Here is a 20,391-nt window from a genome sequence, read left to right as displayed (position 1 = left end):
GGACATCGCGCCATGCCCGCCGAAACGCTTTCCGTTGTCCACCCCGATGTCTGGCAGCCGCTGCCGGCGCGGGGCCGCCCGCTTTTCCGGCTGAGCCATGCGATCGGTTTCGGCTTCGTCGGCCTGGGCGTCGGCATCGGCGCGGGCGTGCTGGCGCATGCGATGCATGACACGCCGGTCTGGATCGGGCCGCTCGCCGGCATCGTGCTGGGCGCGTTGTTCGGCGCGCGGCTGGGCGGGCGTCGCCACGGCTATTACCGCTGGAAGCTGGACGAAGACGGCTTCGCCGTGCGCAAGGGCCAGCTGTGGCAGAGCGAGACCCACGTGCCGACGACGCGCGTGCAGCATCTCGACGTGAAACGCGGCCCGCTGGAGCGCGCACGCGACCTCGCCACCCTGGTGGTGCATACCGCCGGCACCCAGCAGCATTCGGTCAGCCTGCCCTGCCTGGACGCACAGGACGCCGAAGCGCTGCGCACGCAGCTGGCCCGCCGCATCGAGCCCGCCCGCGATGACGACTGAGTTGCCCGTGCCGCCACCGGTGCCCGCTTCGACGGCGACCGATCCGGCACCGCTGCGCATCGACGGCGAGGAGCACCGGCTGCATCCGTGGTCGTGGCTGTTCGTGACCCTGCAGCACCTCAAGCAGTTCATCGTTCCGCTGCTGGTGCTGCTGTTCGCCGGCCGCGGCGACCGCAACGAGCTGTGGCCGCTGATCGGCGTCGGCGTGCTGGCCGTTATGTCGGTGTGGCAGTACTTCACCTACCGCTACCGGCTGCTGGACGACCGCATCGAGATCCGCAGCGGCCTCTTGGAACGCAAGCTGCGGCAGATCGCCTACGCGCGGATCCACAACGTGGCGCTGCACCAGACATTGCTGCATCGCGTGTTCGGCGTGGCCGAGGTGCGGCTGGAATCCGCCGGCGGCCAGAAACCCGAAGCCGAGATGCGCGTGCTGCGCTTCGACAAGGCCATCGCGCTGGAACGGCTGGTGCGCGAACACGGCGGGGATGTCGCGGCGGAGGCAGGCGGCGCGGCCGTCCCCGAAGCCGCCTCGCACACCCTGCTGCAGATGCCGACGATGGAAGTCATCCGCCACGGGCTGGTGTCGAACCGCGGACTGGTGCTCGTGGCGGGCGGTTTCGCCGCGCTGTCGCAGGGCTCGTCGCGCTTCTTCGCCAACTTCAGCGAGCGCTGGCTGAAGGCCGGCACGGGCTACGCCGAGAGCCACCATTTCGGCTGGACCGATTACGCGCTGGGCGTGATGTCGCTGCTGGCGATGTTCGTCATCGTGCTGCGCCTGTTGTCGGTGGCGATGTCGCTGCTGCAGTACCACGGCTTCACCCTCAGCGAAGCCGGCCGCCGCCTGACCGTGGTGCGCGGCCTGCTCACCCGCCTGCGCACCAGCGTGCCGAAGCGGCGCATCCAGGCCTGGACGCTGAGGGAAAGCGTGCTGCACCGGCTGCTGAAACGCCGCGCACTGTCGATCGACACCGCCAGCGGGCAGGCCAGCGGCAAGGAGCAGCAACGCGGCCTGCGCGAACTGGCGCCGATCGCCACGCCCGCGCAATGCGAGGCGCTGATCCACCATCTGCTGCCGGGCGTGCAGTGGCCACCGTCGGGTTGGCAACCTCTGCACCGGCTGGCGTGGCTGCGGATCTGGCTGGGCGATTTGCTGTGGGTGCTGCCGGTGACCGCCGGGCTAGTGTGGCGCTTCGGTGCATGGGGCGCGATGTTGCTGCTGTGGCTGCCGTGGTCGGCGTTCCTGGCGTGGAAGTCGGCGCAGTGCGCGGGCTGGAGCCTGGAAGGCGCGCTGGTCGCGGTGCGGCGCGGCTGGTGGTCGCGGAAGTGGCGCTTCGCCGAAGTCGACAAGCTGCAGGCGCTGCAGCTGTCGCGCTCACCGCTGGACCGCCTGTTCGGGATGCGCAGCCTGCTGCTGGACACCGCCGGCGCCAATGCGATGTCGCCTTCGCTGCACATCGCCTATCTCACGCCGGCCGCCGCCGAATCGCTGCAGCAGGTGTTGTCGAGGCGACTGGCGAAGAGCGCGCTGCGCTGGTGATGGCCGCGCCGGCTCAGCGGCCGGCAAGTCCGACGAAGAGATCCTCGTAGCGCTGGTTCATCAACGCGCGGCCGTGGCGCTCGATCGCGGTGCGCCGCGCGGCGCTGCCGAGGCGTTCGGCGAGGGCTTCATCGCGCAGCAGGCGTTCCAGCGCGTCGGCCATCGCGACCGGATCGCTTTCCGGCACCAGCAGGCCGTCTTCGCCATCGCGCAGCACTTCGCGCACGCCGGGCACCGCGCTGCCGATCACCGCGCAGCCCGCGGCCATGCCTTCGATCAGGGCCAGCGGCATGCCTTCGTAATGCGTGCTCAGCACGCAGATGCGCTGCGCCATCAACCGCTGCGGCACATCGCGCACCAGCCCGAGGAATTCCACCTGCGCTTCGACACCCAGCTCGCGTGCAAGGGCATCCAGCTTTTCGCGACGCCCGCGCTTGCCGGCGCCGGCGAACTGCAGGCGCGGCGTCAGCCCGCGTTCGCGCAGCAGGGCGACGGCGCGGATCAGGGTCGCGTGGTCCTTCTGCGCGGAGAAGCGCGCGACCATGACGATGCCCGCTTCGCGCGCGGCGAACGGCTGCGCACCGGCGTCGGCGAACGGGTCGAGGCGGATGCCGTTGGGAATGGCGAGGGTGCGGTCAGGCGGCATCCCCATCTGCAGCAGGCGCAGGCGCACACCTTCCGAACAACCGACGATGCGGTCGGTGCGCTTCGCCAGCCAGCGCGCCTGCGCGAGGCGCCCGCGCGTGTAGCGCTCGCGCGTGTTGTGTTCGACGTGCACCAGGTGCGGCACGCCCGCGAGGAGGCCGGCGTAACGGCCCCACAGGTGTTCACTGAAACCGTGCGCGACCAGCACGTCCGGCTTCCAGCGCCGGCACAGCCGCACCAGCTGGAAAATCGTCAGCGCATGCAGGCCACCGGGCACGACTTCGACCGGCGTGCCGGCGGCGCGCAGTTCGTCGATGCGCTTCGGGTCGGTCTTCCATTTGCGTCGAAGGACCAGCAGCGGCTCGACCGCCTCGCTGCCCAGCGCGGCATTCACCAGCGCGATCGCGACCTGGGTCGCGCCACCGGAAAAACCACCGGTGACGAAGTGCATGACGCGCACCGGGCGCGATGTGGACGGGAGCTGTTCCATGGCCGCGCAGGTTAGCAGCGCCGCCGGTTTCCTATACTGGCGCCCGCTTCCCGCTGACCCTGCCATGTCCGCACCGCTGCCGATCTCGGGCGTCGTCATCACCCACAACGAAGCCGACCGCATCGGCCGCTGCATCGCCTCGCTGGTGGCGGTCTGCGACGAGGTGATCCTGCTCGACTCCGGCTCAACCGACGACACCGTGCGGATCGCGCGCGATCTCGGCGCACGGGTCGAACATCGCGGCTGGGACGGCTTCGCGCGGCAGAAGAACGCGGCGATCGCAATGGCGTCAAAGCCGTGGGTGCTGCTGCTCGATTCCGACGAATGGCTGGAAGCCGATGCCCATGCCGAACTGGGCAGCCTGTTCGCCGGCGACATCGAACAGGCCGATGTCTGGACGCTGCAACGTCGCACGCACTGGCTGGGCCAGCCGATGCGTTTCGGCAGCTTCGCACGCGAGCCGGTGCATCGCCTGTTCCGCGCCGACCTGCGTCATGCCGACGTGCCGGTGCACGAATACCTGGATGTCGAAGGCCGCGTCGTCAAACCCTCGCGCATCCGCCTGGAGCACGACACCGCGCGCAGCAGCGCCGAATACCGCGGCAAGCTCGGCAAGTACGCGCGGTTGTGGGCCGAAGCGCGGGCCGCGCGTGGCAATACCGCATGGCCCGGGCGCGGCCTGCTGGCGGCGGCGGCCTATGCGTTGAAGAATCTGATCCTGCAGGGCGGCGCGCTGGATGGCCGCAGCGGCATCGCCTTCCATCGCGAACACATGCGCTATGCGGCGTTGAAGTACCGCCTACTCCGTGAGCTCGCCCGCAGTCGCTGAAGCAGGCTTCGGCACGCAGCCGGCGCGCATCGCCGGCGCCGGCACCAGCCACCAGTGGCGGCGGTTGTAGATGCCCATGTCGATGACGCGGCTTTCGTCGATGCAGCCGTCCTGCGCAATGTCCTGCACCAGCAGCCAGCGTTGTTGCGGCGCTTGCGCCTGCCATGCGCGCGCATCACGCAGCTGCGAAGCGGGATCGCGGCGGAAGCCGAAGGTGCGCGCCGGGCGGTCGGCCATCAGCAGGTTCTGTTCCTTCCACGCGACCAGTGCGAGTTCCGCGTCCGGGCCGATGCGCTGGCCGACGTCATGCATCAGGCCGCGCGATGAACTGTCGTCGTTCAACAGCGGGTAGCCGATGAAGCTGTAGCCCAGCCACAACGCCGCCAGTACCGCGTACAACGCCGCGACGCCGCGCTTCGGGCGCAGGGCGAGCGCGGCCAGCGTGCCGGCGCCGCCGATCGCAGCCAGCATCCAGCCGAGCGCATCGCCATCCACCGTGCCGCGGATCGCCGCCAGCTTCGCTTCGAACGACGGCTGGCCGAGCGCCACCGCCAGCCCCGCGCCGAGCAGCAGCAACGCGAACGCCAGCCCGGCGACGAAGGCCCCGATGCGCACGCCACGCCGGGATGCGACATCGCGCAACCACGGCCCCATCGCCACGCACAGCATCGGCAGCGCCGGCAGGATGTAGACCTCGCGCTTGCCGCTGGACAGCGAGAAGAACAGCAGCACGCAGGCCACCCAGCCCAGCAGCAGGAGGATGCGTGGATCGCGTGCCTTCAGCGCCTCGCGCCAGCGCGGCGCGACGAAGGGCACGGCGGCGATGGCCGGCAGCCATTGCGTCGCCATCACCATCCCGAAGTACCACCACGGCTGGTGGTGGTGCCACGCGTTCGCGTAACGCTTGGCGGTCTGCTTGAGCAGGATGTTGTCGGCATAGCCCTGCAGCGCGGGATCCCCGCTGGCCTGCACCGCGAGCAGCATCGGCAGCAGCCAGAGCAGGACCGGCAGCAGCAACATCAACACGCCGCCGAGCCATTCGCGGCCACGCACGCGCCCGATGCCCGGCCACTGCCGCCACCACGCGAACGCGGCGGGCAACAGAACCAGCAACGCGACCACGCCGACGCCCTTGCTGATCACGCCCAGGCCGGCGGCGAACCAACCCAGCAGCCACCAATGCAGGTCCGGCCCGCGCAGCAGATGGCGCAGCAGGCCGTACACGGACAGGGTGATGCAGAAAACCACCAGCGGATCGATCTGCGCGCGCTTGGCCTGGAAGGTGAACTGCAGCGCGAACAGCAACGCCCACGATGCATATGCGCCGGCTTCCACGTTCCACAGGCGCTTGCCGAGGTCGCGCACCAGCGCCAGCGTGCCGAGCGCCGCCAGCAGCGAGGGCATGAGGAAGGACAGGCGCAGGCTGCAGGTGAGCGTGAGGAAGACCGCCTGCAGCCACATCAGCAACGGTGGCTTGTCCGGATACAGCTCGTCGCCGCGCATCGGGAACAGCCACTGGCCGCTTTCGACCATCTGCTTGGCGACGAGGGCGAAGCGCGGCTCGTCGGCCGGCCAGGGATCGCGCAGGCCGAGCCCGGCGAACAGCAGGACGATGGCGGTCAGCCAGAAAAACAGGCGCTCGCGGCGGGCATCGGTCTCGTTCATCGCGCCGAGGATAGCGAAGCGCTCAGGCGGTCTTGCGGAGGCGGGCGTAGAAGAAGCCGTCCATCGCCGCCTCGCCCGGCAGGCGCTGCTGGCCGTGGCCGGTATCGCGGCCGAAGCGCGCATCCAGCGGTTCAAGCCGCGCGTCGGCGGTGCGGGCGAGGAAGCGCTCGACCTGCTGCGCGTTTTCTTCCGGCAGGATCGAACAGGTGGCGTAGACCAGCACGCCGCCGGTGTTCAGCAGCGGCCAGAGCGCATCGAGCATCCGCGTCTGCAGATCGGCGAGCTGCGCGACATCGCTTTCGCGCCGGTGCAGCAGCACGTCCGGCTGGCGGCGGACGATGCCGGTCGCGGTGCAGGGTGCATCGATGAGGATGGCGTCGAATTGCTCGCCTGCGTGCCAGGCATCGGGCGCGGTGGCATCGGCGGTGCGCGAGGCGATGTCGAGACCGAGCCGCGCGAAGGTCCCTTCCATCCGCCGCACGCGCCGGGCATCGACATCGATCGCCACGATGCGCGCATCGGGATGCCGCTCGGCCAGGTGCGCGGCCTTGCCGCCGGGCGCGGCGCAGGCGTCGAGCACGCGCGCGCCGGCGGGCAGGTCGAGCGCGTCGGCGAGGCGCTGGGCGCTGCCGTCCTGCACCGACACTTCGCCGGCGTGGAAACCGGGCAGCGCATCCACCGGCAGCGCGGCGTCGAGGCGGATCGCATCGTCCAACCCTTCCACCGGGATGTGCTCGATGCCGGCTTCGGTGAGTTTGGCGGCGTAGGCCTCGCGCGACAGCTTGCGGCGATTGACGCGCAGCCACATCGGCGGCTGTTCGGCGCTGGCGGCGAAGATCGCTTCGGCGTCATCCGGCCAGGCATCGCGGATGCGTGCGGCCAACCAGGCCGGCCAGGCGGCATCACTGCGCGGCACCGGCATCGATTCGCGCAGTGCGCGGCGAAACAGCGCATTGACCATGCCGGCCTGCCGCGCGAGACCGAGCGAACGCGCGGCTTCGACGGTGGCATCGACCGCGCCATGCGGCGGCATCTTCATCACATCCAGCTGCGCGAAGCCGACGTACAGCAGGGCGCGCAGCAGGCCATCCTTCGGGCCCGGCGGCTTCGCCATCCACTGCGCGAGCGCTTCCGAATAGCGGCCGTGTTCGCGCAGCGCGGCCATCACCGCCGCTTCCACCAGTGCGCGGTCACGCGGGTCGGGCAGCTTCGGCAGCGCGGCGGCGAGTTCGGCTTTCAGCGAGCGGCCACGGTGCAGCACCGCATCCAGCACGCGGGCGGCGGTGACGCGGGTGGCCACGCCGCTCATGGTTCAGTGCGCGCGGCGGGCGTTGACGTAGTCGGCGGCGGTGATCGCCTTGCCGCCTTCGCGCTGCAGCACGCGGATGCGCAGCAGGCCGTGGCCGGTGGCGACGTCCAGCCCTTCGCGGGTGGCGCCGACGATCGTGCCCGGCGCCATGCCTTCGCCACCCGGCACCGCGACGGCGCCGTGGATACGCACGCGCTCGCCGGCCAGCATCGCCTCGGCGATCGGCCACGGATTGAAGGCGCGGACCTTGTCGGCCAGCTGCACGGCGGTCTCCGACCAGTCGAGCCTGGCCTCGTGCTTTTCCAGCTTGCGGGCGTAAGTGACGCCGTCTTCGTCCTGCACCCGCGCGCTCGGCAGCAGACCGATGCGCAGCAGGCCCAGGCCATCGCCCAGCACCTGCGCGCCCATGCCGGACAGCCGCTCGGTGAGTTCGCCGCCGGTTTCGGTGGGGCGGATATCGGTGTTTGCGCGCAGCAGCACCGGGCCGGTGTCCAGGCCCTTTTCCATCTTCATCAGGCAGACGCCGGTCTCGGTGTCGCCGGCCTCGATCGCGCGCTGGATCGGCGCCGCACCGCGCCAGCGCGGCAGCAGCGAGGCATGCACGTTCCAGCAGCCGTGGACCGGGATGTCGAGGACCGACTGCGGCAGGATCAGCCCGTAGGCGACCACGATCATCAGGTCAGGCTTGAGCGCGCGCAGGGCTTCGCGGGCCTCGCGGCTGCGCAGGTTGTCCGGCTGGCGCACTTCGATGCCGGCTTCCAGCGCGGCCTGCTTGACCATCGACGGCTGCAGGCCCCGGCCACGGCCGGCGGGACGGTCCGGCTGGGTGTAGACGGCGACGACATCGCCCTTCGACATCGCGGCATGCAGGGACGGCACGGCGAAACCGGGCGTGCCGGCGAACACGATCCTCATCGGCGCGGCCTCACGCGGCCTTGCGCATCTTGGCGAGCTTCTTCTTCACCATCTCGCGCTTGAGCGGCGAGAGGTAGTCGACGAAGAGCTTGCCGTCCAGGTGGTCCATCTCGTGCTGGACGCAGACCGCCAGCAGGCCGTCGGCCTCCATCTCGAAGGGCTGGCCGTCGCGGCCATGGGCACGCACGGTGATGACGTCGGCGCGGGTCACGTCAGCAAAGATGCCGGGCACCGACAGGCAGCCTTCCTGGTAGACCTGCTCGCCCTGTTTGGCCACGATCTCGGGGTTGATGAAGACCAGCGGGGCATCGTGCTCCTCGCTGACGTCGATCACCATGAAACGCTGGTGGACGTCGACTTGGCTGGCCGCCAGCCCGATGCCGGGGGCCTCGTACATCGTCTCGAACATGTCGTCGAGCAGGCGCTGGAAGGCGTCGCCGCCGATCGAGGCGACATCGACCGGCACCGCCTTGGTGCGCAGGCGGGCGTCGGGGAATTCAAGGATGGGGAGCAGGGCCATGGTGCGGGGTCCGGAAAATCGGCGTGCGGCCCGGGCAATAGGGCCAAACAAGTCACAGGGTTAGGCGCCAATTCTACCGCGATACTTGTGGATCAGCCCCGGATGTGGTCTAAATGCCGCGCTAACGGGGAAATCCGTGGGGAACGACTGATGGCTGTCAAATTCATGCGCATCCGCCAATGGATGCGGGCACCCTTGCTTGCCGCCAGCCTGGTGGCGGTCGCGGGCATCGCACTGGCACAGGACTATCGCACCGGCCACCCGGACACCTACGTGGTGCAGAAGGGCGACACGCTCTGGGACATCGCCGCACGCTTCCTGAAGAAGCCGTGGCTGTGGCCGGAAATCTGGCAGGCCAATCCGCAAGTCAAGAATCCGCACCTGATCTACCCGGGTGACGTGCTGAGCCTGGCCTACATCAACCGCGGTCCGATGACCGGCGCCCCGATCCCGGGCGTGCCGCTGAAGGACGTGGAACCCTTCCTCAAGGACATGCGGATCTTCGACCGCATCGACAACCTGCCCTACGTGGTCGGGCTTGAGGAAGACCACCTGCGCGGCATCCGCGGCCAGGCCGTCTACGTGCGTGGCCTCGGCGCCTCCGCGCAGCCGGGCCAGCGTTTCGCCGTGCTGCGTCCGGTGCAGACCTATTCGATGGGCCGCCGCCGCGCCTGCTGCGCGCTGGTCGGTCGCGATGCGCTTGACCACGCCGGCCGTCGCGATGGCGATGCGCCATACGACCGCACCTGGACCGAGGTGATGCTGGCCGAAGGCGGCCGCATGGAGACGCTCGGCATGGAGATGCGCAAGGTCAACGCCGGCGTGATCACCCGTGGCGAAGTCGGCGGCATCGAAGCCGCGACGCTGCTGCTGGACGACCAGAACTTCGAAGTCCGCGTCGGCGACAAGGTGGTCCCGGTCGAGAGCATCCCCTACGACCTGGCGTTCTTCCCGCACCCGCCCAAGCAGCAGTTCCCGTACCAGAAGGCACAGGTGCTGGCGGTGGCGGACCGCGACAACGTGGGTGGCCCGCGCGACGTGGTGGCCCTGTCGGTCGGCGCCCGCGACGGCATCGACAACGGCACGGTTTTCTCGATCTGGCGCGTCGGCAGCAACGTGGTCGACCGCGTGCAGGTGCCGCAGCGCGACGAGGAATTCGTCGGCGGCCATGACAAGGTCCGCCTGCCGGACGAGTTCGCCGGTCACGTCATGGTGTTCCGCACCTTCGACAAGATCAGCTACGGCCTGGTGATGGACAGCATCAAGCCGACCCGCGCCGGCTACGAGCTCAAGCACCCCGACGCGACCTACTGACGGGCCAGCCCGACAGTCATGCAGGACGGCGCCCCAGGGCGCCGTTTCTGTTTGCGGGCGATGGTGGCGCGATGCCCTTGCCCGCCTCTCCCGCGCTGTTGCGTCTCGTGCTGGCCGGCGGCCGGATCGCACCGCGCCGCGCCCTGCTCGAAGCCCATGATGCCGATGCCGATGCGGTGTTGGCCGCGGGCCATGCGGCGTGGACCGCCGCCGGCCTCGACGCCCGCCAGATCAACCGCCTGCGCGGCTGCGATGCCGAGACCCGGGGCATCGAAGCCCGCAGCCTGCGCTGGCTGGAAGCCCCCGGCCACCACCTCGTGGGTTGGGGCGATGCCGACTACCCGCCGCTGCTGCGCCACATCACCAGCCCGCCGTTGGCGCTGTTCGTCGCCGGGGAGCCGGGGCGGCTGTGGCATCCGCAGCTGGCCATCGTCGGCAGCCGTGGCGCCAGTGCCGGCGGCCTCGACAACGCCCGGCTGTTCGCCCGCGCACTGGCCGAAGCCGGCATCGCCATCACCAGCGGACTGGCGGCGGGCATCGACGCCGCCGCCCATGCCGCCGCGCTGGAAGTGCCGGGCGGCCTGACCCTGGCCGTGCTCGGCACCGGTCCCGACATCGCCTATCCCGTCGCCCACGCCGGCCTGCACGCCGCTATCGCCGGGCGTGGCGCGGTGGTCAGCGAGCATCCGCCCGGCACCCGGCCGCTGCGGCGGCACTTCCCGGCGCGCAACCGGATCGTGGCCGGCCTGTCGCTGGCGACCCTGGTGGTCGAGGCCGCGGAGCGTTCCGGCGCCCTGATCAGCGCCCGCATGGCCGCGGATGCCGGCCGCGAGGTCTTCGCCCTGCCCGGTTCGATCCACAACCCGCTGGCGCGTGGCTGCCACCAGCTGCTGCGCGACGGCGCCCAGCTGGCCGAACGTCCGGAAGACCTGCTCGATGCCCTGGGCGTGGCCGCCGCCCAGCTGGCACCGGGCTTGCGCGAGCGCCTCGGCGCCCCCATTCCCTGTCCACGGGACGGGGAAGATGGCACCGACGACAACCCCCAGAAGTTGTGGCGCGCGCTGGGTCACGACCCCATCCCTATGGATCGCCTGGTCGAACGGACGGGATTGACGGTGGCCGAACTCTCGCCCATGCTGCTGGCGTTGGAACTCGAAGGCCGGCTCTCGGTCGAACATGGTCGCTACACCCGCAAGTCCGCTTGACCCCGCGATCCACCAGCAACAACGCGCCATCGGCGCAGGGCGAGGGAAATGAAAGAAAGCATCCTGGACGTGCTGCTGTACCTGTTCGAGCATTACTTCACCAACGAGGATGTCGAACCCGGCGTCCGTGACCGCGACTCCCTGCAGAAGGACCTGATCCAGGCCGGCTTCAGCCCGGCGGAGATCAACCGCGCCTTCGACTGGCTGGAAGCGCTCGACAACCAGCGGCCCGTCGCCGGCCCCGCGCGGACCGGTGCGCCGACGCGCATCTTCCACGGCCCCGAACTCGACAAGCTCGACATCGAGGCGCGCGGCTTCCTGCTGTACCTGGAGCGCCAGGGCATCGTCGATGCCGACCAGCGCGAACTGGTGCTGGACCGCGCGATGGCGCTGGACCAGGACAGCATCGATCTGGACGACCTGAAGTGGGTGGTGCTGATGGTGCTGTTCAACCAGCCCGGCGCCGAGGCGGCCTACGCCTGGATGGAAACCCAGATGTTCGGCGACGAGCCGGAGCCGCTGCACTGACACCCGCGTCGCCGGTCTTCACGGCACGCATCGAACCGCTACACTCCGGTGGCGCCGGCACGCGGCGCTTGGGGAGTGGGGCGAGGCATGGAAGTCTTCTGGTTTTACCTGGACGGCGCACGCCGCCGGCAGGGGCCTGTGGATGCACAACAGGTGCGCGGCGCCTTGCACAACGGCGAGATCAGCGTCGATTCGCTGATCTGGCGCGAAGGCATGGAGGCGTGGAAGCCGCTGCGTGACGTGGCGGAATTCTCCGACTTCGCCAAAGCCTTCATTCCCGCCGATGGCACGCCGGCTTCGCATGGCGGATCGCTGCCGCCGCGCGCCACCGCGCCGGTGATGCATTACGAACCGGTGTATGCCGGCTTCTGGCGGCGCTGGGCCGCGCTCTGCCTCGACCAGCTGATGATCATGGTGCCGCTGATCGGCCTGACCCTGCTGTTCGGCTACATGGGCGGCGCGTTCCGCAACCTGGGCCGCGACGGCATGCCGAAGATCGACGGCCTCTACTACTTCCTCTATTTCCTGATCTCGCCGCTGTATTTCGCGCTGCAGGAAAGCGGCCCGCACCAGGCCACGCTGGGCAAGCGCGCGCTCGGCATCAAGGTCACCGACGCCGACGGCAAGCCGCTCGGTTTCCCGCACGCGCTGGGCCGCTGGTTGGCCGCCTCGCTGTCGTATCTCACGCTCTATCTCGGCTTCCTGATGGCCGCCTTCACCAGCGAGAAGAAGGCGCTGCACGATGTGGTGGCGAAGACGCTGGTCGTCGACCGCTGGGCGTTCACCGCGCATCCCGAACGCCAGCAGCAGGGCATGTCCGGCTGCCTGATGGTGTTCGTGGCGGCGGTGGTGCTGGCGATCCCGGCGATGGGCATCCTGGCCGCCATCGCCCTGCCGGCCTACAAGCAGTACGCGACGCGTGCCGGCGGCCCGCTGGCGCAGATGATGACGCTGCGTGGCGAGGTGGAACGCATCTACGAGGAAGAAGGCCGCTGCCCGGTCAACGGCGAGGACGGCATCGGCATCCCGCAGGATTACCGCTCGGATTTCATCGACCGCATCGAAGTCGGGCAGAGCCAGCCGGGCCGCTGCGGGATGATGATCTTCATGCGCGAGCCGCAGGGCCGCACCGCCGACGGCTACCTGCTGATGGAATACCAGCCGGCCAGCGACGCCTGGCAGTGCAGCAACCACGGCCTGTCCGACACCGCCGCGCCGACCTCCTGCCGCTGATTCCCACCCCGTTTCCACGAGCACCCCATGAGCGAACCGCTGCCGCCGCCCCTGCCCGCCGCCGAATGGTTCTATGCCGATGCCGCCAACCAGCGCATCGGGCCGGTCAGCGAGGCATCGCTGCTGGCGCTTTACCAGCAGGGCGTGCTGCGGCCGGAATCGCTGGTCTGGCGGCAGGGGATGGAAGGCTGGCGCGCGTTGCAGCAGGCGTTCAACCTGCCGCCGCCCGATCTCGGCGCGATGCAGTTCCGCAGCGGCGTGCCTTCGGGGGTGGCGCCGCAGCGCAAGAAGGGCATGAGCGGCTGCCTGATCGTGGCGCTGGTGCTGGCCGCGGTGTCGGTGCCGATGCTCGCCATCCTCGCCGCCATCGCGCTGCCGGCCTACCAGCAATACGTGGTGCGTTCGAAGGTGGCGATGGTCGATTCGGCGGTGAACCCGATGCGCCGGGCGGTCGAAAGCAGCCTGACTTCCCCCGAGCCGGCCTGCCCGAAGCCCGGCGACATCGTGCCCGGCCAGCCGATTCCCGGCGTGGCCGACATCGCCGTGGGGCCGCAGGCCTCGGGCTATTGCGGCATCCACGTCGAACTGGGCGGCACCGGCTCGCCGATGGTGGACGGGCGCCAGATCAGCTGGGAATACATCGATACCGGCGACACGCCGGCCTGGCAGTGCACGTCCGATCTGGACGACAGGTACCTGCCGGCCTCATGCCGCTGAGCCGCGTGGCCTACACTGCGCGTCCCTTCGCATCATCGCCGCCATGACCGATCCCGCCACGCCCGCCGCCGAATGGTTCCATGTCGATGCCGCCCGCCAGCAGCAGGGCCCGCACAGCGCGGATGAGCTGGTCGCCCGTTACGCGCGCGGCGAACTGCGCGCCGACACCCTGGTCTGGAAGGCCGGCATGGCCGACTGGCTGCCGCTGGCGCAGGCCCTGACCCTGCCCGCACCACCGCAGGCGATGCCGGCGCACGACCCGCTGCCCTCGGCCGCGTCGATCATGCAGCCCGGCGCGGCCATCGACCGCAGCGACATCGTCTATGCCGGCTTCTGGCGGCGATTCGCGGCGAGCGTGCTGGATTCCTTCGTGGTCAGCATCGCGTCCTACGCCATCCTGATCCCGGCGATGCTGCTCGGCGGCCTCAACATGGCCGACATGGAAAGCGGCGGCGCGGCCGACCCTTCGCGCATGCTGATGACGTTGGTCCCGGCCTACCTGCTGATGATCGTGCTGCAGGCGGTGTATTTCGCCTGGATGCATTCGCGGCCGGCGCAGGCCACGCTCGGCAAGATGGCGGTCGGCATCAAGGTCGCGCGCCCGGACGGCACGACGATCAGCTTCTGGCGCGGCATCGGGCGTTATTTCGGCCTGATCCTGAGCGCCATCCCGCTCTACATCGGCTTCATCATGGCCGGCTTCACCGACCACAAGCGCGCCCTGCACGACATGGTCAGCGACACCGTGGTGGTGGACCGCTGGGCCTTCACCACCCACCCGCAGCTGCAGAAGCGCGGGCTGGACGGGGTGACCATCGCGGTGCTGGTGATCTACGGTCTTTTGCTGCTGCTGGTGGCCGGGCTGGTCATCCTGATGGCCGCCGTAGCCGGGTCCGGCCAGTGGCAATGAACCCACGGCCGGCTTGACACGCCGCCCATCGCCGTGATTCCACTATAAAAAGAATGCGCAACGCCCGGCCCCGTCCGGGCGTCGGCGTCTGAACAACCCGCCGATGCGGCATCGCCGCAGGGAACCGCCCAATGTCCAAGCACCTCCTCATCGTCGAATCGCCCGCCAAGGCCAAGACGATCAACAAATACCTCGGCAAGGACTACCACGTCCTCGCCAGCTACGGCCACGTGCGCGACCTGGTGCCGAAGGAGGGCGCGGTCGATCCCGACAACGGCTTCGCGATGCGCTACGACCTGATCGAGAAGAACGAGAAGCACGTGGCCGCGATCGCCAAGGCGGCGAAGGTGGCCGAAGACATCTTCCTCGCCACCGACCCGGACCGCGAAGGCGAGGCGATCAGCTGGCACATCGCGGAAATCCTGAAAGAGAAGAACCTGCTCAAGGACAAGCCGCTGCACCGGGTGGTGTTCACCGAGATCACCCCGCGCGCGATCAAGGAAGCCATCGCCGCGCCGCGCGCGATCTCCGAGCCGCTGGTGGATGCGCAGCAGGCGCGCCGCGCGCTGGACTATCTGGTCGGCTTCAACCTGTCGCCGGTGCTGTGGCGCAAGGTGCAGCGCGGGTTGAGCGCGGGCCGCGTGCAGTCGCCGGCGCTGCGGATGATCGTCGAGCGCGAGGAGGAGATCGAGGCGTTCAAGGCCCGCGAGTACTGGACGATCGAAGCCGACTGCGTGCATCCCTCGCAGGCGTTCAGCGCCAGGCTGGTGAAGCTGGACGGAGGCAAGTTCGAGCAGTTCACCATCACCGACGGCGACACCGCCGAGGACGCGCGCGCGCGCATCGCCAAGGCGGCGGGCGGCAGGCTGCACGTCACCGACGTGGCCAGCAAGGAGCGCAAGCGCCGGCCTTCGCCGCCGTTCACCACCTCCACCCTGCAGCAGGAGGCCGCGCGCAAGCTCGGCTTCACCACCCGTCGCACCATGCAGGTCGCGCAGAAATTGTACGAAGGCGTCGCCATCGGCGAGGAAGGCACGGTCGGCCTGATCAGCTACATGCGTACCGACTCGGTCAGCTTGTCGGCCGACGCGCTGGGCGAGATCCGCGATGTCATCGCCCGCGACTTCGGCACGAATTCGCTGCCGGACAAACCCAACTTCTACCAGACCAAATCGAAGAACGCGCAGGAAGCGCACGAGGCGATCCGCCCGACCTCCGCCCTGCGCACGCCAGCGCAGGTCGCGCGCCACCTGACCGACGACGAACGCCGGCTCTACGACCTGATCTGGAAGCGCGCGGTGGCCAGCCAGATGATCCCGGCCACGCTCAACACGGTGACCGTGGAACTGGCCGCCGGCGCCGAGCATGCGTTCCGCGCCAGCGGCACCACGGTGGTGGTGCCCGGCTTCCTCGCCGTGTACGAGGAAGGCAAGGACACGAAGAACGCCGAGGACGAGGACGAAGGCCGCAAGCTGCCGCCGATGAAGCCCGGCGACAGCGTGCCGCTTGACCGCATCCACGCCGACCAGCACTTCACCCAGCCACCGCCGCGCTACACCGAGGCCAGTCTGGTGAAGGCCCTGGAGGAATACGGCATCGGCCGGCCGTCGACGTATGCCTCGATCATCGCCACGCTGCTGTTCCGCAAATACACGGAACTCGAAGGCCGCGCCTTCAAGCCGACCGACGTGGGTCGCGCGGTGTCGAAGTTCCTGTCCTCCCACTTCACCCAGTACGTGGACTACGACTTCACCGCGAAGATGGAGGACGAACTCGACGCGGTGAGCCGTGGCGAGGAGGACTGGATCCCGCTGATGGAGAAGTTCTGGGGCCCGTTCAAGGAACTGGTGGCCGACAAGACCGAGAGCGTGGACCGCACCGATGCCGGCAGCGCCCGCGTGCTGGGCATCGACCCGGCCAGCGGCAAGGAGATCAGCGCGCGCATCGGGCGCTTCGGGCCGATGGTGCAGATCGGCACCGTGGACGACGAGGAGAAGCCGAAGTTCGCCTCGCTGCAGCCGGGCCAGAGCATCTATTCGATCTCGCTGGAGCAGGCGCTCAAGCTGTTCGACATGCCGCGCAAGCTGGGCGAGTCCAATGGCGAGGAAGTGAGCGTGGGCGTCGGCCGCTTCGGCCCGTTCGCCAAGCGCGGCTCGACCTACGCATCGCTCAAGAAGGAAGACGACCCGTACACCATCGACTTCGACCGCGCGCTGTTCCTGATCGAGGAGAAGGAAGAGATCGCGCGCAACCGCATCATCCGCCAGTGGGAAGGCAGCGATGTGCAGGTGTTGAACGGCCGCTTCGGCCCGTACATCAGCGATGGCGCGATGAACGGCAAGATCCCCAAGGACCGCGAGCCCAAATCGCTGACGCTGGAGGAAGCCACGCAGTTCCTGGCCGAGACCGGCAAGCCGGTGCGCAAGGGCTGGGGCAAGAAGGCGGCCAAGAAGGTGGTGGCGAAGAAAGCGCCGGCCGCAAAGAAGGCCCCGGCCAAGAAAGCGGCAAAGAAAACCGCTGCGAAAAAGGCCACCAGGAAAGCCGCCAAGAAGACCGCGGTGAAGAAGACGGCAACCAGCAAGGCCGCGAAGAAGACCGTGGCGAAGAAGACGGCCACGCCGGGCGACGACGCGCCTTTCTGACCCGTTTAACGCCGCCCGGTGCATCCTAGGGACCGCGACGCCGCCCGAGCCGCGTCGCCTCCCCTTTCAACTTGGATCGAACATGAAAACCCTCGACAAGGTGCTCTACACCGCGCGCGTCCACACCACCGGCGGCGGCCGCGATGGCGGCGTTTCGAAGAGTGACGACGGCCACCTCGACATCACCCACACCCCGCCGGGCAAGGGCGGCGGCAGCAACCCTGAGCAGCTGTTCGCGGCCGGCTATTCGGCCTGCTTCATCGGCGCGATGAAGGCGGTCGCGGCCAAACAGGGCATCACCCTGCCGGATGACCTGTCGGTCGATGCGGAAGTGGACCTGGGCCCGGTCGGGCAGGCGTATGGCGTCGCCGTGCGCATGGCCATCCACCTGCCGGGCATGGACCGCGACGCCGCGCAGAAGCTCATCGACACCGCCCACCAGGTCTGCCCGTATTCCAACGCGACCCGCGACAACATCCCGGTCGAACTCACGCTCGCCTGAGTCGTCAGTGATGGCGGTGATGTCGATGGAGGAAGCCGCCGCGTCGCTCGCGCGGGGCGGCGTCCTTGCCTACCCGACCGAAGGCGTCTGGGGCCTGGGCTGCGACCCGCGCAACGCGGCGGCGGTGATGCGCCTGCTCGACATCAAGCAGCGCGATGTCGCCAAGGGGCTGATCCTGATCGCCTCAAGCGAGGCGCAGCTCGCGCCTTTCATCGACATGACCGCACTCGACGACGCGCAACGGCGTGAGGTGCGTGCCAGCTGGCCCGGCCCGAACACCTGGATCGTGCCGGCATCGCCCGATGCACCTGCATGGATCCGCGGCGCGCATGACGGCATCGCGGTGCGGGTGAGCGCGCATCCCGATGTCATCGCGCTGTGCGAGGCCTTCGCTGGCGCGTTGGTCTCGACCAGCGCCAACCTGTCGGGCGCACCATCGGTGGACCGCCGCGAGGCGCTCGACCCTGCTTTGCTCGCCCGCATCGACGGCATCAGCGCAGGCGAAACCGGTGGCCGCAGCGGCCCGAGCGTGATCCGCGATGCCCGCAGCGGCGCGGTGCTGCGCGGCTGAACCCGGCACAACCCGACCCGGCCTGTTCAGCCGCCGCCCCGCGCATCGACGCATGATTCGGGCATGTCGATGCGGCTTCCCCTGACCCTGCTCGTCCTCGCGCTGTGCGCGGGCTTCGGTGCGCGTGCCGAAGCGGGCGACGTGACGATCTATCGCTGCACCGATGCCAAGGGCAAGCTGACGCTCCGCGATTCGCCCTGCAAACGCGGCGAGAAGCAGCAGACCCAGACCATGCTGCGGCCGCAGGATGCACGCCCCGCCCCGGTAATCCGCGGCATCGCGCCGCGCGGCGTCCCGCCCACCGAAACCGTGCGCTACGTGGTGCAGGCCGCACCACGCACGCTGTATGCCTGCATCGCGCCCGATGGCCGCCGCTATACCAGCGAATCGCCGGAGGGCAATCCGCGCTGGGTGCCGCTGTGGACGATGGATGCGCCGTACTACGGCGGCTATCCCGCCTATCCGCCGGTCGTAGGCCGCGTCGGTGGCGAGCTCAGCTACCGCGACCGTCACACCTCGGTGCGGATCGGCGGCGGGCGCGAAACGATCGGCGCACCGTTGACCGGCTACCCGCTCACGCCGATGCCGGTCGCCGGCGGCAGCTGGGTGCGCGATGCCTGCGAACCGATGACGGCGTCCGAAAGCTGCGCGGTGATGTCCGACCGCCGCTACGAGATCAGCCGCCGCTACGCGCAGGCGATGCCGAGCGAACGCAGCCAGCTGGATCGCGAATCCGCTACCCTCGACAGCCGTTTGCGCCAGGAGTGCGGCCAGTGAAGCCCCTGCATCACCTCTCCATCGTCACCGCGATGTTTGTCGCGTGTGCATGGATGATGCCGCTGGCGCATGCGCAGAAGCCGGTGAAGGCCGGCGCCGGCCAGGTGGTGATCTACCGCTGCACCGATGCCGCCGGCAATCTCACGCTGCAGAACGGCGTGCGCTGCCCGAAGGGCCAGAAGCAGGAAGCGCGCGTGCTGCAGGCGCCTTCCCCGCCCACCCCCGCGCCGGTGATCGCGCCGGCGCCGGCCATGGCGGCTTCGCCCGCCATCGCCACGCCTGTGGTGGATGCGTCCGCGGCATCGGCATCACCGCCGCCCGCCGTGGCCGCGGCACCCGCGACATCCAACAATCCCGATCTCGCGCCCGGCACGCTGCCGCCTCCGCCGATCTACCGCTGCCACGCGCACAGCGGCAACAGCTACCTGAGCGAGGACGGCGAGCCCAAGGACCGCTGCGTCAGCCTGACCGTGACCGACGTGGCCGGCGGCAGCAACCGCAGCGGCGCGGAAGCCTGCGAAGTGCAGCAGGACCGCTGTGACCGCGTACCCGACGCGCAGCTCTGCGAGGCCTGGTCGCAGTACGACAGGCAGGCCGAGTCACTGGTCGCGCTGGACAATCCGGAACTGGCCGGCAAGGCCAACGCGCTCCACGCGCGCACGCGCAAGGTGATGACCGCGACGACCTGCGCCGCGCCCGCGGTGGTCGGCGCTCAGAACCCGTAACGCAGAAAGCCGCCATCCACGGCGATGCATTCGCCGGTGATGTAGCCCGCCGCCGGCAGGCACAAAAAGGCGACGGCGGCGGCCACTTCCTGCGGTTCGCCGACACGGCCCATCGGCGTGCGCAGCAGCACTTCGTCGAGGTAATCGGCATCGGCCAGCTTGGGCGAGGTGCGGCGCGTGCGGATGTACCAGGGCGCGACGGCGTTGACGCGCACGCCATCCTCCGCCCACTCGACCGCCAGGTTGCGGGTCATCTGGTGCATCGCCGCCTTGCTCATGCCGTAGGCCACGCCGGTGCGCACATGGGTGAGGCCGGACACGCTGCCGACGTTGACGATGCTCGATGACGCATGCCGGGTCAGCAGCGGGTGCGCGTAGCGCGAGAGTTCGAGCGCGCTGAAGGTGTTGACCTCGAAGATGTCGCGCCACTCCTGCTCGCTGTATTCGGTGGCGGCGCGGGTCAGGTTGCCGCCGGCGTTGTTGACGAGGATGTTGAGGTCGCCGCCGAAGTCCTCCACCCAGTCCAGCAGCGCGCGGCGGTCCTCGGCGTTGGCGACGTCGGCGGCGAAGACCTGCGCCTCGCCGCCGGTCTCGGCTTCCAGTTCGTCGCGCACGGTCTCCAGCGCGGCCTCGTCGCGCGCCACCATCAACACCGTCGCGCCGAAGCCCATCAGCTCGGCGGCGATGGCGCGGCCGATGCCGGCGCTGGCGCCGGTGACCAGCGCGAGTTGTCCATCCAGTCGCCAGCGTTGCGTGGCCATGGCTGCTTCCTCGTGATGCGATGCGCCCGATTGTCGCCGGAAAACTGCGTGCGGAAAAAACGAAACGCCGT

The 20,391-nt window shown here is 69.4% G+C and carries 20 protein-coding genes; 14 read left to right on the top strand and 6 right to left on the bottom strand.

Annotated features, from left to right (window positions below; translation table 11 throughout):
* The first annotated feature begins 12 nt into the window (after positions 1-12).
* Both DCD74_RS11250 and DCD74_RS11245 read left to right on the top strand, forming a co-directional pair.
* Complete coding sequence (locus tag DCD74_RS11250) at positions 13-522, top strand: PH domain-containing protein (RefSeq protein ID WP_112927391.1); 510 nt, start codon at positions 13-15, stop codon at positions 520-522.
* A complete protein-coding gene (locus tag DCD74_RS11245) occupies positions 512-2,062 on the top strand; it encodes a PH domain-containing protein (protein WP_112927390.1) in 1,551 nt (516 codons plus the stop codon). Before DCD74_RS11250 ends, DCD74_RS11245 begins: the two co-directional genes overlap by 11 nt.
* Before the next feature lie 13 nt (positions 2,063-2,075).
* Here the strand turns inward: DCD74_RS11245 and DCD74_RS11240 are convergent, their stop codons facing one another.
* Positions 2,076-3,197 (bottom strand): glycosyltransferase, encoded by a 1,122-nt coding sequence (locus DCD74_RS11240; protein WP_112927820.1) that lies wholly within the window; start codon positions 3,195-3,197, stop codon positions 2,076-2,078.
* Positions 3,198-3,261: 64 nt separating this feature from the next.
* Here DCD74_RS11240 and DCD74_RS11235 point away from each other — a divergent pair, with 64 nt between their 5' ends.
* Positions 3,262-4,026 (top strand): glycosyltransferase family 2 protein, encoded by a 765-nt coding sequence (locus DCD74_RS11235; protein WP_162616003.1) that lies wholly within the window; start codon positions 3,262-3,264, stop codon positions 4,024-4,026.
* On the opposite strand, the gene DCD74_RS11230 is transcribed toward DCD74_RS11235, so the two are convergent.
* The 4 genes from DCD74_RS11230 to def are packed head-to-tail and all read right to left on the bottom strand — an operon-like array spanning position 3,997 to position 8,435.
* A complete protein-coding gene (locus DCD74_RS11230; RefSeq protein WP_112927388.1) occupies positions 3,997-5,691 on the bottom strand; it encodes an ArnT family glycosyltransferase in 1,695 nt (564 codons plus the stop codon). The two genes, DCD74_RS11235 and DCD74_RS11230, sit on opposite strands and share 30 nt — an antisense overlap.
* 22 nt (positions 5,692-5,713) lie before the next feature.
* Entirely contained in the window at positions 5,714-7,000 is a 1,287-nt protein-coding gene (gene rsmB / locus DCD74_RS11225; protein ID WP_112927387.1) for a 16S rRNA (cytosine(967)-C(5))-methyltransferase RsmB, read from the bottom strand.
* Positions 7,001-7,003: 3 nt separating this feature from the next.
* Positions 7,004-7,915, bottom strand: coding sequence for a methionyl-tRNA formyltransferase (gene fmt, locus DCD74_RS11220; RefSeq protein ID WP_112927386.1), 912 nt, complete (start codon positions 7,913-7,915; stop codon positions 7,004-7,006).
* Positions 7,916-7,925: 10 nt separating this feature from the next.
* The gene (gene def / locus DCD74_RS11215) at positions 7,926-8,435 is read right to left on the bottom strand and encodes a peptide deformylase (RefSeq protein ID WP_112927385.1); all 510 of its coding nucleotides are present in this window, start codon (positions 8,433-8,435) and stop codon (positions 7,926-7,928) included.
* Between the two features lie 150 nt (positions 8,436-8,585).
* On the opposite strand from def, the gene DCD74_RS11210 reads away from it, so the two are divergent.
* The 11 genes from DCD74_RS11210 to DCD74_RS11160 all read left to right on the top strand — a co-directional run bounded on the left by DCD74_RS11210 (position 8,586) and on the right by DCD74_RS11160 (position 19,559).
* Complete coding sequence (locus tag DCD74_RS11210) at positions 8,586-9,749, top strand: LysM peptidoglycan-binding domain-containing protein (protein ID WP_237049600.1); 1,164 nt, start codon at positions 8,586-8,588, stop codon at positions 9,747-9,749.
* Positions 9,750-9,820: 71 nt separating this feature from the next.
* Entirely contained in the window at positions 9,821-10,954 is a 1,134-nt protein-coding gene (gene dprA, locus DCD74_RS11205) for a DNA-processing protein DprA (protein WP_112927384.1), read from the top strand.
* Between the two features lie 48 nt (positions 10,955-11,002).
* Positions 11,003-11,482 carry a DUF494 family protein gene (locus DCD74_RS11200; RefSeq protein WP_112927383.1) on the top strand — a complete coding sequence of 160 codons (480 nt, stop codon included), beginning with the start codon at positions 11,003-11,005 and terminating at the stop codon, positions 11,480-11,482.
* 87 nt (positions 11,483-11,569) lie between these two features.
* Positions 11,570-12,715, top strand: a complete 1,146-nt coding sequence (locus DCD74_RS11195; RefSeq protein ID WP_112927382.1) for an RDD family protein — start codon at positions 11,570-11,572, stop codon at positions 12,713-12,715.
* A gap of 27 nt (positions 12,716-12,742) precedes the next feature.
* Positions 12,743-13,432: a GYF domain-containing protein gene (locus DCD74_RS11190; protein ID WP_112927381.1), complete on the top strand. Its 690-nt coding sequence runs from the start codon at positions 12,743-12,745 to the stop codon at positions 13,430-13,432.
* Between the two features lie 43 nt (positions 13,433-13,475).
* Positions 13,476-14,342: an RDD family protein gene (locus tag DCD74_RS11185; protein ID WP_112927380.1), complete on the top strand. Its 867-nt coding sequence runs from the start codon at positions 13,476-13,478 to the stop codon at positions 14,340-14,342.
* A 131-nt stretch (positions 14,343-14,473) separates the two neighbouring features.
* Positions 14,474-16,984, top strand: coding sequence for a DNA topoisomerase I (locus tag DCD74_RS11180; protein WP_112927379.1), 2,511 nt, complete (start codon positions 14,474-14,476; stop codon positions 16,982-16,984).
* Positions 16,985-17,066: 82 nt separating this feature from the next.
* A complete protein-coding gene (locus DCD74_RS11175) occupies positions 17,067-17,486 on the top strand; it encodes an organic hydroperoxide resistance protein (RefSeq protein ID WP_112927378.1) in 420 nt (139 codons plus the stop codon).
* 7 nt (positions 17,487-17,493) lie between these two features.
* The gene (locus tag DCD74_RS11170) at positions 17,494-18,057 is read left to right on the top strand and encodes a Sua5/YciO/YrdC/YwlC family protein (RefSeq protein ID WP_174887972.1); all 564 of its coding nucleotides are present in this window, start codon (positions 17,494-17,496) and stop codon (positions 18,055-18,057) included.
* A 63-nt stretch (positions 18,058-18,120) separates the two neighbouring features.
* Positions 18,121-18,834, top strand: a complete 714-nt coding sequence (locus DCD74_RS11165; RefSeq protein WP_112927376.1) for a DUF4124 domain-containing protein — start codon at positions 18,121-18,123, stop codon at positions 18,832-18,834.
* Positions 18,831-19,559, top strand: a complete 729-nt coding sequence (locus tag DCD74_RS11160; protein WP_162616002.1) for a DUF4124 domain-containing protein — start codon at positions 18,831-18,833, stop codon at positions 19,557-19,559. The genes DCD74_RS11165 and DCD74_RS11160 overlap by 4 nt, the downstream gene beginning before the upstream one ends.
* Here DCD74_RS11160 and DCD74_RS11155 read toward each other — a convergent pair.
* The gene (locus DCD74_RS11155) at positions 19,547-20,320 is read right to left on the bottom strand and encodes an SDR family oxidoreductase (RefSeq protein WP_112927374.1); all 774 of its coding nucleotides are present in this window, start codon (positions 20,318-20,320) and stop codon (positions 19,547-19,549) included. The genes DCD74_RS11160 and DCD74_RS11155 overlap by 13 nt on opposite strands.
* Positions 20,321-20,391: the final 71 nt, after the last annotated feature.

Source organism: Lysobacter oculi, from assembly GCF_003293695.1.
GTDB lineage: Bacteria > Pseudomonadota > Gammaproteobacteria > Xanthomonadales > Xanthomonadaceae > Solilutibacter > Solilutibacter oculi.
Note: the sequence above shows the minus strand (reverse complement) of the source record. Positions and strands in the feature narration are given on the sequence as shown.

Coding starts and splice junctions, on each gene's coding strand:
- DCD74_RS11210 (WP_237049600.1), top strand. CDS start 8,586: ATGGCTGTCAAATTCATGCGCATCCGCCAATGGATGCGGGCACCCTTG.
- DCD74_RS11235 (WP_162616003.1), top strand. CDS start 3,262: ATGTCCGCACCGCTGCCGATCTCGGGCGTCGTCATCACCCACAACGAA.
- DCD74_RS11240 (WP_112927820.1), bottom strand. CDS start 3,197: ATGGAACAGCTCCCGTCCACATCGCGCCCGGTGCGCGTCATGCACTTC.
- DCD74_RS11190 (WP_112927381.1), top strand. CDS start 12,743: ATGAGCGAACCGCTGCCGCCGCCCCTGCCCGCCGCCGAATGGTTCTAT.
- dprA (WP_112927384.1), top strand. CDS start 9,821: ATGCCCTTGCCCGCCTCTCCCGCGCTGTTGCGTCTCGTGCTGGCCGGC.
- DCD74_RS11245 (WP_112927390.1), top strand. CDS start 512: ATGACGACTGAGTTGCCCGTGCCGCCACCGGTGCCCGCTTCGACGGCG.
- DCD74_RS11180 (WP_112927379.1), top strand. CDS start 14,474: ATGTCCAAGCACCTCCTCATCGTCGAATCGCCCGCCAAGGCCAAGACG.
- rsmB (WP_112927387.1), bottom strand. CDS start 7,000: ATGAGCGGCGTGGCCACCCGCGTCACCGCCGCCCGCGTGCTGGATGCG.
- DCD74_RS11250 (WP_112927391.1), top strand. CDS start 13: ATGCCCGCCGAAACGCTTTCCGTTGTCCACCCCGATGTCTGGCAGCCG.
- DCD74_RS11195 (WP_112927382.1), top strand. CDS start 11,570: ATGGAAGTCTTCTGGTTTTACCTGGACGGCGCACGCCGCCGGCAGGGG.
- def (WP_112927385.1), bottom strand. CDS start 8,435: ATGGCCCTGCTCCCCATCCTTGAATTCCCCGACGCCCGCCTGCGCACC.
- fmt (WP_112927386.1), bottom strand. CDS start 7,915: ATGAGGATCGTGTTCGCCGGCACGCCCGGTTTCGCCGTGCCGTCCCTG.
- DCD74_RS11230 (WP_112927388.1), bottom strand. CDS start 5,691: ATGAACGAGACCGATGCCCGCCGCGAGCGCCTGTTTTTCTGGCTGACC.
- DCD74_RS11175 (WP_112927378.1), top strand. CDS start 17,067: ATGAAAACCCTCGACAAGGTGCTCTACACCGCGCGCGTCCACACCACC.
- DCD74_RS11165 (WP_112927376.1), top strand. CDS start 18,121: ATGTCGATGCGGCTTCCCCTGACCCTGCTCGTCCTCGCGCTGTGCGCG.
- DCD74_RS11155 (WP_112927374.1), bottom strand. CDS start 20,320: ATGGCCACGCAACGCTGGCGACTGGATGGACAACTCGCGCTGGTCACC.
- DCD74_RS11185 (WP_112927380.1), top strand. CDS start 13,476: ATGACCGATCCCGCCACGCCCGCCGCCGAATGGTTCCATGTCGATGCC.
- DCD74_RS11200 (WP_112927383.1), top strand. CDS start 11,003: ATGAAAGAAAGCATCCTGGACGTGCTGCTGTACCTGTTCGAGCATTAC.